At 69.3% G+C, this 11,864-nt stretch carries 14 protein-coding genes; 6 read left to right on the top strand and 8 right to left on the bottom strand.

What is annotated here, in order from left to right:
- Nucleotides 1-11: 11 nt before the first annotated feature.
- The 4 genes from leuD to ACTMSW_RS16535 all read left to right on the top strand — a co-directional run bounded on the left by leuD (nt 12) and on the right by ACTMSW_RS16535 (nt 3,668).
- Entirely contained in the window at nt 12-671 is a 660-nt protein-coding gene (gene leuD / locus ACTMSW_RS16550; RefSeq protein ID WP_441181497.1) for a 3-isopropylmalate dehydratase small subunit, read from the top strand.
- 39 nt (nt 672-710) lie between these two features.
- Nucleotides 711-926, top strand: coding sequence for an MbtH family protein (locus ACTMSW_RS16545; RefSeq protein WP_441181496.1), 216 nt, complete (start codon nt 711-713; stop codon nt 924-926).
- An 82-nt stretch (nt 927-1,008) separates the two neighbouring features.
- Nucleotides 1,009-3,309, top strand: coding sequence for an MMPL family transporter (locus ACTMSW_RS16540; RefSeq protein WP_441181495.1), 2,301 nt, complete (start codon nt 1,009-1,011; stop codon nt 3,307-3,309).
- A gap of 20 nt (nt 3,310-3,329) precedes the next feature.
- A complete protein-coding gene (locus tag ACTMSW_RS16535; RefSeq protein WP_441181494.1) occupies nt 3,330-3,668 on the top strand; it encodes a hypothetical protein in 339 nt (112 codons plus the stop codon).
- Between the two features lie 66 nt (nt 3,669-3,734).
- Here the strand turns inward: ACTMSW_RS16535 and ACTMSW_RS16530 are convergent, their stop codons facing one another.
- Nucleotides 3,735-4,463, bottom strand: a complete 729-nt coding sequence (locus ACTMSW_RS16530; protein WP_441181493.1) for a M23 family metallopeptidase — start codon at nt 4,461-4,463, stop codon at nt 3,735-3,737.
- A gap of 643 nt (nt 4,464-5,106) precedes the next feature.
- Between ACTMSW_RS16530 and ACTMSW_RS16525 the strand changes: the two genes are divergently transcribed.
- Nucleotides 5,107-5,796: a response regulator transcription factor gene (locus ACTMSW_RS16525; protein WP_441181492.1), complete on the top strand. Its 690-nt coding sequence runs from the start codon at nt 5,107-5,109 to the stop codon at nt 5,794-5,796.
- A 239-nt stretch (nt 5,797-6,035) separates the two neighbouring features.
- Here ACTMSW_RS16525 and ACTMSW_RS16520 read toward each other — a convergent pair whose 3' ends face one another.
- The 3 genes from ACTMSW_RS16520 to ACTMSW_RS16510 all read right to left on the bottom strand — a co-directional run bounded on the left by ACTMSW_RS16520 (nt 6,036) and on the right by ACTMSW_RS16510 (nt 7,856).
- Entirely contained in the window at nt 6,036-6,764 is a 729-nt protein-coding gene (locus tag ACTMSW_RS16520; protein WP_441181491.1) for an aspartate/glutamate racemase family protein, read from the bottom strand.
- A 64-nt stretch (nt 6,765-6,828) separates the two neighbouring features.
- A complete protein-coding gene (locus ACTMSW_RS16515; protein ID WP_441181490.1) occupies nt 6,829-7,056 on the bottom strand; it encodes an MbtH family protein in 228 nt (75 codons plus the stop codon).
- Nucleotides 7,050-7,856: a thioesterase II family protein gene (locus ACTMSW_RS16510; protein WP_441181489.1), complete on the bottom strand. Its 807-nt coding sequence runs from the start codon at nt 7,854-7,856 to the stop codon at nt 7,050-7,052. Before ACTMSW_RS16510 ends, ACTMSW_RS16515 begins: the two co-directional genes overlap by 7 nt.
- A gap of 304 nt (nt 7,857-8,160) precedes the next feature.
- Here ACTMSW_RS16510 and ACTMSW_RS16505 point away from each other — a divergent pair, with 304 nt between their 5' ends.
- Nucleotides 8,161-8,712 carry a DUF5872 domain-containing protein gene (locus ACTMSW_RS16505; RefSeq protein WP_441181488.1) on the top strand — a complete coding sequence of 184 codons (552 nt, stop codon included), beginning with the start codon at nt 8,161-8,163 and terminating at the stop codon, nt 8,710-8,712.
- Here ACTMSW_RS16505 and ACTMSW_RS16500 read toward each other — a convergent pair whose 3' ends face one another.
- The 4 genes from ACTMSW_RS16500 to ACTMSW_RS16485 all read right to left on the bottom strand — a co-directional run bounded on the left by ACTMSW_RS16500 (nt 8,713) and on the right by ACTMSW_RS16485 (nt 11,782).
- A complete protein-coding gene (locus ACTMSW_RS16500) occupies nt 8,713-8,994 on the bottom strand; it encodes a hypothetical protein (protein ID WP_441181487.1) in 282 nt (93 codons plus the stop codon).
- Between the two features lie 19 nt (nt 8,995-9,013).
- Nucleotides 9,014-10,126 (bottom strand): putative manganese transporter, encoded by a 1,113-nt coding sequence (locus ACTMSW_RS16495; RefSeq protein WP_441181486.1) that lies wholly within the window; start codon nt 10,124-10,126, stop codon nt 9,014-9,016.
- 69 nt (nt 10,127-10,195) lie between these two features.
- Complete coding sequence (locus tag ACTMSW_RS16490; protein WP_441181485.1) at nt 10,196-11,065, bottom strand: manganese catalase family protein; 870 nt, start codon at nt 11,063-11,065, stop codon at nt 10,196-10,198.
- A gap of 84 nt (nt 11,066-11,149) precedes the next feature.
- A complete protein-coding gene (locus ACTMSW_RS16485; protein WP_441181484.1) occupies nt 11,150-11,782 on the bottom strand; it encodes a sensor histidine kinase in 633 nt (210 codons plus the stop codon).
- Nucleotides 11,783-11,864: the final 82 nt, after the last annotated feature.

The following is an 11,864-nucleotide window of genomic DNA, read 5'->3' as shown; positions in this document are numbered from 1 at the left end:
GAACGCCCTCCATGGAGAAGTTCGTTACCCACCGCGGCGTGGCCGTGCCGCTGCCTCGGTCCAACGTCAACACCGACGACATCGTGCCGGCCCGTTTCCTGAAGACGATCCGCCGCACCGGGTTCGCCGACGCCCTCTTCGCCAACTGGCGCTACCTCGGGGACGGCAGGGCGCCGAATCCCGAGTTCGAGCTGAACCAGCCGGCCTACGCGGGCGCGAGTGTCCTGGTCGCCGGCCCGAACTTCGGGTGCGGATCCTCGCGTGAGCACGCCCCCTGGTCGCTGCGCGAATACGGTTTCCGCTGCATCATCGCGCCGAGCTTCGCGGACATCTTCTACAACAACTGCTTCAACAGCAGCATCCTCCCCGTGGTGCTCGACGCATCCACGGTCGAGGACATCCTGGCGAGTCTCGGACGCGAGGAGCAGTGCCAGGTCCACATCGACCTGCCGGCCCAGACCGTCACGATGCCGGACGGGCGGACCTTCCACTTCGAGGTCGACGCGTTCAAGAAGAACGCACTCCTCGAGGGCCTGGACAGCATCGACTGGACCCTGTCCCGCAAGAGCGAAATCCTCGCGTACGAGGAGCGACGTCGCCAGGAGGCCCCCTGGCTTTTTATTCGGGAGGGCGCGGACCCGAGAAGCGGAGCATCCGCCGCAACTCGCTGATCCCGTCGGAAAGAGAAGCACCCAAATAAGAGATAGGACATGACTCCCATGGAAGACGCTGGCGTGAAGGTTCTCGTCAACCACGAGGAACAGTACTCCCTCTGGCCGCAGTTCCTGGACGTGCCTTCCGGCTGGAAGGACACCGGGGTTTCCGGCACCAAGGAGGAGTGCCTCACCTATGTCAAGGAAGTCTGGACCGACATGCGTCCGCTGAGTCTGCGCAAGAAGATGGAGGAATCGTCTTCGGGGGCCTAGGGGCCACGTGAAACGGGGCAAGCAACTGTTGCGCGCCCGGGCGGGAAACTGTCCGGGCGCATGAGACAGGAAAGAGAAGACGTTGTTTCTGAAGGCTAGCAGAGCCATCATCGCCGGTCGCTGGCTGTCTGTCGTGCTGTGGGTCGTCCTCGCGGCGGTCCTCGTACAAGTTGCCCCCAATCTGCAGGAGGAAGCCAACACCAGCCAGCAGGAAGCCAGGTCGCAGTCGAGCCTGGAGGCTTTCAAGGCCGGCGAGCTGATCGCACAGAAGTTCCCGGACGTCCAGGAGGTGATGAACAACCAGGTCACCGTCACCCTGTACCGGGCCAGCGGGTTGACCCCCGAGGACGAGGCGTACGGCAGGGCCCTGGAGCAGTTCCTCGCCACCAGGAAGGACGACATCCGTCTCAAGTCGAGCAACTCGCCGTTCTCGGATCCGCAGTACGCGAGCACGCTGCTCAGCGAGGACCGGAAAGCGGCACTCCTGGCGCTGAACCTCGACATGGAGTACGCGACCCGGGACAACAACGCGTGGCTGGAGCAGACGAAGGACGTCATCCCGCAGATCAGGGACCACCTGTCCGCCGACGCGGGCGCGCGGGACGGGGCGCCGGCGCCCCCGGCCGGCCTGGACGTGCACCTGACGGGTGGCAACGCCATCTGGGGTGATGTGATCACCCTCCAGGAGGAGAGCCTCGCGCGGACGCTGGTGATGACCCTGCTCTTCATCCTCATCGTCCTGCTGATCATCTATCGTTCGCCGATCGCCGCGATCTTCCCGCTGATCTCGGTCGGCCTCGCCCTGACCATCTCGCAGGGTGTGCTCGGGTTCGCGGCCGACGCGGGGCTCCCGGTCTCGCCCAACGCGCTGGTGTTCCTGATCATCGTGCTCTTCGGTCTCGGCACCGACCACTCGCTGCTGATGTTCTCCCGCTTCCGGGACAACCTGGTGGCCGGCAAGGAGAAGCGGGAGGCGCTGCGCAGCGCGGTCGGCTACGGCGGTGAGGCCATCTTCGCGAGCGTCTGCGCCGTGATCGTGGCCTTCGGTGGCATGGTGTTCGCCCAGGACGCGAACTTCAAGGGGATCGGGCCGCCGCTCGCGATCGCGGTGTTCGTCGAGTTCCTCGTGATCATGACGCTCATCCCGGCGGCGATGGCGATCCTGGGGGAGAAGGTCTTCTGGCCGTTCCCGCCGTCGAAGGTTCGCGCACGGCGTCTCCGGGAAGGGGCCGAGGGGAAGGCCGCGAAGGCCGGCGTCTGGGAGCGGATCTCGGCGTCCGTCACGGGCCGACCGACCCGGTTCATCGTGATCACCCTGGTGGCTCTGGTTCCCTTCATCGGTCTGCTGGCCGGCTTCCGCTTCGACAACAACGAACTGCGGGCCCTGCTGCCCACCTCGACCGACTCCTACCAGGGGCTGACCGTGCTGCGGGAGAACTTCGGCCAGGCGGCCGGAGCGGAGAACGCGGTGTCGATCATCATCGAGTCCGATCAGGCCGGCTGGGACGGCGACAAGCTGCGCACGATCGAGAAGGTGGGCGGCGACCTCGACGCGCTGCCCGGCGTCGACCGGGTGACGACACCCACCCCGGCGTCGAGCGCGGAGTACATCTCCCCGGACGGGACGAGCATCAACCTGAGCGCGACCCTGAGTTACGACCCGTACTCGGAGGAGGCGCTCGACACCATCACCGAGATCCGGAGCACGTTGAAGGAGTCCCTGGAAGGGACGAACCTCGAGAACGCGACCGCGTACGTCGGCGGTGTCAGCGCCGAGGTGCGGGACAACCTCGAGACCCAGAAGAGGGACTCCGTCGTCATCGCCCTCGTGGTGCTCCTCGGCATCTTCACCATCCTGGCGGTGCTCCTGAGGAGCCTGGTGGCGCCCGTCTACATGGTGGCGACCATCGTCGTGGCGTACGCGGCGACGATGGGGCTGACGGTCGCGTTCTTCCAGTACGGCCTGGGCTACTCCGGACTGTGGATCGACGCTCCGATCGCGGCCTTCGTCATCCTGGTCGCCCTCGGAATCGACTACAGCATCTTCCTGATGACACGGGTGAAGGAGGAGTACCACACACACCAGCGGTCGAACACGGAAGCCGTCCGGACCGCTCTCGCCCGTACCGGCTCGGTCATCACCTCGTGCGGCATCATCCTGGCCGGCACCTTCACGCCGCTCCTGTTCTCGGGGATCAAGTCGTACCTCGAGATGGGCTTCGCGATCGTCGTCGGCCTGCTGCTGGACACCTTCGTGATCCGCACCCTGCTCGTGCCGGCCATCGCCGTCAAGGTCGGCGAACGCAACTGGTGGCCGGGGAGACGGCGGCCCCACGACGAGGACGTTACGGCCGAACCCAAGGAAGCCCTGCCCGTCGCATGACAGATTTGGAGGATCTCCCTGTGAACGATCTTATCGAGCGCCTCTCGGTGGAAGGCCGGAGTGTCGTGGTCGGCGGCCCCGATCCGTCCCTCGAAGAACTCCGGAAGCGGGTCACCGACATCGGCTACGTCTTCGTCAAGTTCGTGGACACGCGCGGCGGCACCGACCTGGGCGTACGTGTCGACGAGACCGCCACCGACCTGAGCCGGGCGGATTTCGCCAACGGGACCGGTACCGCCCACATCGAGGGAACCCTGACGCTGGACTACGTGAAGGTCCGGTGCGTCGCCGACATCGACCTGGCGTCGCTCAGTGGTACCGGTCGTCTCGTCAAGCTCGAAGAGGCCCGGGCGGTCTAGTTACCGACGGCGGTGCGTCGCATCGCGGTTCCACGAGAACCGTGCTGCGACGCACCGCCGTGCGATTCAGGAATCGCCCTTCGCCGGGACGGGCAACGGTTCGACGACCGCTTCCTCGCCCGGGATGCCCGACTCCCTGACCTGGAACTGCCGCGCACCGCGAGACCATTCGCGGAAATGCCGGAAGGCGATCGGAATGCCGCGCGCGACGGTCAGATCCGCGCTGTCCATGACCTGCACGTGTACGTGCGGCTGGGTCGAGTTGCCGGAGTTTCCGCAGTCCGCGAGCGGCTGTCCCGTCGTCACCCTGTCGCCGACGCGCACGCGAATCGAGCCGGCCCGTAGATGGGCGAGGCCGACGAATGCGTCGCTGTTCCGCAAGGCGATGATCAGATGGTTGCCGGCTATCGCACCCACTCCCTGCCGGAGCCGACCCATCTGACCCAACACGTACGGCACGAGGGCCAGCTGTGACCGCCGTCCGGCATGGTCGAGCTCGCCGTCGTGCACCGCGACGACGGTGCCCTCGGCCGGTGCCAGGATCGGTCGCCCGAAGGCGAAGAAGCGCTCCGGCGGTTCGGTGGCGAGGACGGTCCGCCAGTCACGGCGGTCCGCGGTCCGGCGGTGATCGTCGACGCCGATGAAGTCGATGGCATAGCGCTCGCCCAGCAGGTCGATCCCGTGACTCGGCACTCGTCGGGCGGGGCTGTTCCGTGCCAGCCAGCGGCCTGTGAACGGTAGCGAGATCTCGATTTCCTGGCTCATCGGACTCTGCGGAGGCAGCTTCTCGCCCATCGACCCAGTATAGGGATGATCACAGTTACCGGCGTGGATCCGATCGTCGGCGCCGCGGCCGTCCCGACGATCGAGACCATCCCGCACCGTCGAGATTCTCGAATGTGAGTGCCGATCACGCCGACGCGCGCCGGAGGCGGACGTCCGCGCCGCGCTCGGCACCGTGCCGCCACGCCGTCCCCTCCTTCCGGGCCGTGCCACTCGATAGTTCATTTCGGCATGCTCCCGCCGAAACCGCCGGAGCTGTCAAATCCGTCAAATCAGTCAACGCCGCCGGGTTCCTGTGTCGTAACGCCGACTCGATGGAGAGCAATTTCGGGAATTCGTCCCATTGGCCTGAATCGCAGTTTCGGCCGGCTTCGTCGCCATCCGGCGTTCACCGGGATGACTGGATCATGAAAAGTCCTCCGGTAACCGCACTGACCTGCTCGATGCCGCCCCGACCTGGTGTCGGTATGGTCCTGGGCCCGGTTCCCCTTGCGATGCAGGAGATGTGATGCTATCGGTTAGCGTCACTGGTTAATCTGCCGGTAGCGACCTGCTCGCATGGGATTTGGCCCACTGTGGATTCCTGTCGTACTCTGTCACGGGCAAGACACACTTCGTTCTTCACGTGGTTGCGCCGGGGGGAGAGCTGATCGACGTGGAGCGATTCGAAAACCCGTTCGACCAGGGTCAGGACGGTTACAGTGTCCTCGTTCTGGCCGACAACGAGTTGGCGCGGCGTGGGCTCAGCGATATGCTGAGCTCGCTTGACCTAGTGACAGAGGTCAATACGTTCGTGACGACCCACCCCGACCATGTCCCTTTTTGTCGCCACAGCCCTGTTGACATCCTGGTCGTGGCGTGCGAGGACCTCGCGGGAAAGGGCGTCAACCTGGTGGCCGACGCGGCGCTCCGGTACGGCACCAAGATCCTGCTTCTGATCGGCCGCCGTTCGGACTGCCTCGACACGGTGACGCGGTTCCCGAGCAACGGCTTCCTGATCAAGGACGACGTGACGGAGGACGCGCTGGCTCAGGCCCTCAACCGCATGATCGTCGGTGAGGTGCCGATGCCGGCCGTCCTGGCCAATCGTCTGCTGGAGCGTGCCCGGGGCGAAGTGGTGCCCCGGGTGCGGACCGACTGCGCCGCCAAGCTGACGCCGCGGGAGCGCGAGACGCTGGTCCTGCTCGCCGAGGGGCTCAGCAACAAGCAGATCGCCCGCCGCATGCTGATCAGCCAGCACGGGGTGAAGCGCCTGGTGGCCAACGTCCTGTCGAAGCTCAACTGCTCCAACCGGACGCTCGCCGCGGCGGTGGCCATCAAGCAGGGCCTGCTCGAGGAGTTGTGAGGACACCTTTCCGGTCGCGGTGACGCCCGTCGCACCGTCGACCAGGGCGATCGTGTCGCCCTGGTCGACGGTGCGGGCCTGGACCAGGTGGGCCAGGCTGTCCGGGCCGGCGAACCGGTGGGTCTCGCCCTGCCGGGACAGCGTCACCAGGCCCCGTTCGGCCTGGTCGAGCAGCGGAAGGTCGACCGCCGGGCGGCCGGGGCCGGCGGTGGTCGACGTGGTGAGCCCACGGACACTCCCTACAAATCGAGAAGCTTGTCGAGATTGACGGCGATGGCGTCGAGGGGATCGATCACCGCAGGCGCGTCGGGACGGGCTCGCAGCGGGCGGGTGAGCAGGTGCGCCTCCGTGCAGCCGGCGACGATGCCACCGCAACCGTGCTCGCGGGCCAACACCTCCACCTCCCGGAGCAGTGATTCGGGCACCGTGCCCTGCTTGAGGCGGTACAACAGCCGGTGCACGTCCGCCTGCGCGGCGGCCTCCGGCATGACGATTCGTCCGGCCACCGACGGCCACCGGGGAGAGCGGTCGAAGACCCGGGCGGTGCGCGTCCCGCTGGTGGCCAGCATCAGGAAAGGCCCGTCGTCCTCGTCGAGCGCCTGCAACTGGTCGATGACGGTGTCCACCAGCGAGATCAGCGGTCGCCGCAGTTCGGGTTCGAGAGCGGCGGCGAAGTGGTGGGCGGTGATGCAGGTCAGCACCACCCGGGACGCGCCCTGGCCCAGCACCCCGCGGATCCGGGAGCGTAGGCGGTCGGTCATCTCCGCGTGGCGGCCGTGACGGATCGCCTCCGTCCGGTCGGGGAAGGTCGGATCGGAGTCGAGCAGGCACCGCGGCAGCGCCTGCTCGACCCCACTCGTGCTCCGCAGTGAGGCCTCCCGGTAGACGGACAGCAGGAACTCGACCGAGGCGTACGGGCCCATCCCGCCCACGATCCCCAGCACCGCACCGTCGGTCCCCGTGCTCACCCGGACCTCGGTCCGTCCTGGATCCGGTGCCCCGTGTCGGGCGCGCAGCCCTGACGCGCGCGCGTCACGACCGGTCCCCCCGGTCGGCGGCGTGCCGCTGACGCAGGCTCAGCGGCCGCAGGCCCGTCCACACCTGCCGGACGTACGCCAGGCAGTCGTCCTTGACGCCGGTGTGCCCGGCGTCGCGCCACCCCGCCGGTAGGTCGTAGTCGACCGGCCAGATCGAGTACCGCTCGTCGTGGTTGACCACCACCCGGTACGGGCGGATGAGCTCGTCGTCGTCGATCAGCACGCTGCTGCTCCTCGGTGCGGGGCGGGCCGGCTGCCGGCCGGGCCGACGGTTCGCCGGACGTCGAGGGTCCGGAACACCACGTCGCGGTGCTGCAGAAGGGCGAAGTGTCCGCCGTGCAGGACGTGACGGTCGAAGGCGCCGCTGGTCAGCCCGCGCCATTCGTTGACGGCGGACACCGGCACCCCGGCGTCGTCGCTGCCGACGAGGGCCGTCACCGGACAGTCGAGCACCGGCCCCGCCTCCGGGCGGTACGACTCCACGGCGGCGATGTCGGACCGCAACGTCGGCAGGTACTCCTGCAGGTACTCGGGATTGTTGAGGATCAGGTCGGGAATGCCCCCGTAGCGACGCTGCAGCTCACCGGCGAACTCCCGGTCGGGCAGGGCGCTCAGCGGCGTCCGCCGGGCACCCGTGCCGGGTGCCGCCGCGGCGGCGACCACCAGACGCACGGGTACCGGCAGGCCGTGGGCCTGCAGGTACCGCGCGGTCTCGAACGCCACCAGCGCCCCGAGGCTGTTGCCGAGCAGCGCGAACGGCTCGGTCAGCAGCGGCAGTGCCGCCCGGACGAAGTCGGCGGCGAGGTCCTCGACGCGGCCCAGCGCCGGCTCGGACCAGCGTCCCTCCCGGCCCGGTGGCTGCACCGGACACACCTGGATCCCGTGTCGGCGGCCGTCATCCAGCCAGGGCCGGAACGTCGAGGCGCCGCCGCCGGCGTGCGGGAAGCAGAACAGTCGCAGGGTCGACTGCCGGCCGGTCGTGTCGGCCAGCCACGGCAGCGCGGTGCGTGTCGGCTCATGCATCGTCGTCAACCTCCGCCGCGGCACGGACGTCCGTCCCGGCCAGCTCGCATCCCTGAATGCCCCCACGGCTCACCTCTCGTGATGCAACTCGAACTGAGCGCGGTTCCCCGGGCTCAGACCGTCCCACGGGCGAGAGGGCGGTAACAACCGGTCCAAACGGGGGGGTCCAATCGGGTACGGGTCACGCTGCGTCAGGGGCGGACCGCTCCGGCACCCTGCCCGCGGCGGTAGGTCGCCCGCGCCGCCTGCGGTGTTCGTCCGCCGCGTGACGTTCGCGCCGTCCGGCCCGGGGTAACGGCGTGTCATGGCGCGGTACACGAAACCGGAACTCCGGGATCAGATCAAAGAAGAGATCAAGGCCTCCGACAGGGGCGGTAGGCCGGGGCAGTGGTCGGCGCGCAAGTCGCAGCTGCTCACCAAGGAGTACCAGAAGCGCGGGGGAGGCTACGAGGGGCCGAAGGACGAGCGACAGAAGTCGCTGCAGCGGTGGGGCGACGAGGACTGGCAGACCAAGGAGGGTACGACCCGGGCGCGTCGGAACGGCGAGACGAGCCGCTATCTGCCCAAGCGTGCCTGGAACGAGCTTTCCGAGAAGGAGAAGCGCGCGACCGACACCAGAAAGCGCGAGGCATCCCGGTCCGGCAAGCAGTTCGTCTCCAACACCGGACCGGCCAAACGCGCGCGCAAGGAGGCGATCTCGGTCGGGCGGCTGTCGGACCTGACGGTTGCCGAGGCCGCGAAACTCGTCCACGGCCTCGACACGGGCCAGCTCAAGGCGGCACTCAAGACCGAACGCGCGGGGAAGGCCCGCAAGACGCTCATCCAGCGGCTGGAGTCGGAACTCGACCGGCGTTGATCAGGGCCGCCCGCGACCGCTCGCCGTCGTTCCGCCGGCGCCGCCGAGCCGCGGGCCCAGCTCCGTCCCGCCGAGCCGCGGGCGCAGCAACTCGCGGAGGAGGGCGCCTCCTCCCGCCAGGGCTACGGCAAGGGGAATCGCCAGGCTGGTCAGTGCCAGGGCGGCGATGGTCCAGCCGGGCAGCCCGGCGGCGAGCGCGACGACCGTCAGCGTGGCGAACACCGCCAGCTTGCGCCGGGTACGGGGAATCGGGACCGGGCCGGGCGTGGCGAGGGAGGGCATCGGAGGCTCCTTTCGTGGGTCACAGGAGGACGAGCAGTGCGGCGCCGACCACCGCCGCCGGAATCGTGGTGATGACGGTGGCCACCGCGGCTGACTGTCGGCGCAACGCGGCGAGCGGGATCAGCGCGTCTCCGTCCTGACTGATCGCGTTGGCGACGAGGGTCGGCAGCGGCAGGCCGCCGCTCACGTAGAGGCCGGTGAAGACGATCTGGACGGCGCATCCCGGTATGAGGCCGATCGCGGCGCCGACCAGCACACCGACGATGCCGGTCAGGGCCAGTTGTGAGCCGTCGAAGCCGGTGGTGGTGGTCAGCACCTGCCAACCGAGATAGGCCACGGCGACCCAGACGGTGACGAAGGACGCCTCGTGGGCGCTGTGCCGCAGCGTGGCGCCGATCGAGCGGGCGTGCGCGGTTTCCAGGGTGTCGTCGGCGAGCCGGCCCCGTCCGGCGGCGAAGATGAGCAGCGCGGTCAGGGTGCCCAGCACGCCGAGTGCCAGGTACGGGTCCACCCCGCCGAGCGCGCGGGTCAGCGCGGCCGGGTCGACGAGCTGGAACACGACCGGAACGGACACGACGAAGGCCGGTGTGGTCAGGCCCCAGAACGCGGTCGATGCAGGGACCTGCGGTGCCAGTCCGCCGAGCAGACGCCGGGAAGCGGTGAGGTCGGGCCCACCGGCGGCGGCGAGGCCGACCGGCGTGCCGGCCGGCGCGAGTCTGGCGCGCCGCGGGACGGCACGGGCGGGATCGATCCCGAGGGCGTCGACGACGTACCCGGTGACCAGGCCGACGCCGAACAGCAGGGCGTGCAGCTGGAGGGCGAAGACCGGGTTCCAGGCGAGCACCACCCAGGACGAGTCGCCCATGGTGGCGACCAGGGCGGCGACGACGGTGCCGAAGGAGACCTTGCCACGGGCGTACAGCGGCATCAGGACGATCGCGCCGCCGCACCCGGGGCTGACGCCGAGCAGCGCGCCGACCAGCGGACCGAGCCGTCGGCGCCGGCTCAGCCCGTCGGTGATCCGGTCCCCGTACCGCCAGCGCAGCGCGCCGAAGAGCGCCACCATGACGGCGACGTACACACCCACCTGCATGAACGCGTCCGCCAGCGGACGAAGCACGAGTTCGGTCACTGCGCACCTCCTGCGTCGGGGCCGGGCGCCGGGCCGCCCACCGCACCTGGGCGGCCCGGCACGGTGGAGTCAGGTGATCTTGCTCTTGACCTTGTTGACGACGCCCTGCGTCATGCCCGGGTTGGTGCCGTACAGACGCGGGTCGCCCGGCGGGAGGACCGGCTCGGGGGCGTGCGCGCGCGGGCTGTGGTCGTAGCGGAACTCGCCCTTGCCGTCCGGGGTCGGCCCGGACGCCCACCGGCCCTCGGCCGCGTCCTGGCCGGGCGAGAAGTCCAGGTACGTGTAGCTGAACTGCTCGGTGAACTCCTTCGAGTCGGGGAAGGCGTCCGGCACCGGCATCTCCTCCAGGCCGTCCTCCTTGAGCTGCTCGATGGCGGCCATCCACATGTTCTGGTGCATCGTGTCGCGGGCGAGCAGGAAGCGGAGCATCTGCTTGACGCCCGGGTCGTCGGTCATGTTGAACAGGCGGGACACCTGGAGCCGGCCCTGGGCCTCGGCGGTGACGTTGAGCTGGAAGTCGGCCATCAGGTTGCCGCTGGCCGTGATGAACGCGGCGTTCCACGGCACCCCGTTGCAGTCGGTCGGCAGCGCCCCGCCGCCGCCGTGGATGAAGTGCGCCGGGTTCGACCCCCCGTAGATCGCGCCGACCATCGGGTTGTCGTCGGCGGCCTCCTGCAGTGACAGCGGCGCGTTCTCCAGCAGGCGCGTGATCATCGTGGCGATCATCTCGACGTGGCCCATCTCCTCGGTGCCGACGTCGAGCAGCAGGTCCTTGTACTTGCCGGGCAGCCGGCAGTTCCAGCCCTGGTAGAGGTACTGGTTGGCGACGGTCATCTCGCCCCACTTACCGCCCAGGATCTCCTGGAGCCGGCGGGCGAACGCCGCGTCGGGGCCGTCCGGCTTGGCCTCGAACTGCAGGTCCTTGATGTGGCTGAACATCGGTCCTCCTCGGTGCCGTTGGCTGGTGCCGAGGAGACTTCCCGCTGCGCTGGCCCGCCCGGGCCAACCGGCGGCCCCGCCGGGTCAACCCGCCGTGGGCGGACCGGGGAGCAGCACCTCGAGCGCCACCCCCTGCGGCCGCAGCCGGTGCAGGCACACCCGCCCGCCGTCGGCGGCGACCAGTTGGCGGGCGATCCACAGCCCGAGACCGGACATCCCGGCGGTCGGCGCCGGTCGACGCAGCGCCTCCACCAGGGTGTCCTCGACGCGCCCCTCGTCGGTGACGGTGACGCTGAGCCCGGATCGGCGCCGCGCCGCGTAGATGCCGACCTGGCCTCCGGGCGGACCGTGCCGCAACGCGTTCTCGACCAGGTTTCCCAAGACCTGCCGGGTGCGGCGCTCCGACACCTCACACACCGCGGCCCGCCGGGTCACCCGGATCCGCCGTCGGTCCGGCGGTACCACGACCGTGACGGCGGAGAGGACCTGCGCCAGGGGCACCCTCTGCTCGTCCTGGCGCCCCACCAGCGTCAGGGAGCTGGTGTTGGCCGCCGCCGCACCGAGCAGGCCCTGCAGGTGCGCCGCCTGGTCGCGGGCGAGTGCGGCGATGGCGCGACGCTCGTCGCCGCTCAGCGGCCTCCGCTCCTCGGCGAGCGCCTGCGTCAGGGCGGCCAGGGTGTTGACGGGCGTACGGAACTCGTGGCAGAACGTCCGCACGAGGAGGCCGGAGGAGTCACTCGGGCCCGGGGCCCCGCCGGGCGCGGCACCGGAGGGGTCGGGTCGGCGGAAAGCTCGCAGT

The sequence above is a fragment of the Micromonospora sp. BQ11 genome (assembly GCF_052068135.1).
Lineage (GTDB): Bacteria > Actinomycetota > Actinomycetes > Mycobacteriales > Micromonosporaceae > Micromonospora.
This window is presented reverse-complemented; position numbering and strand designations above follow the sequence as displayed.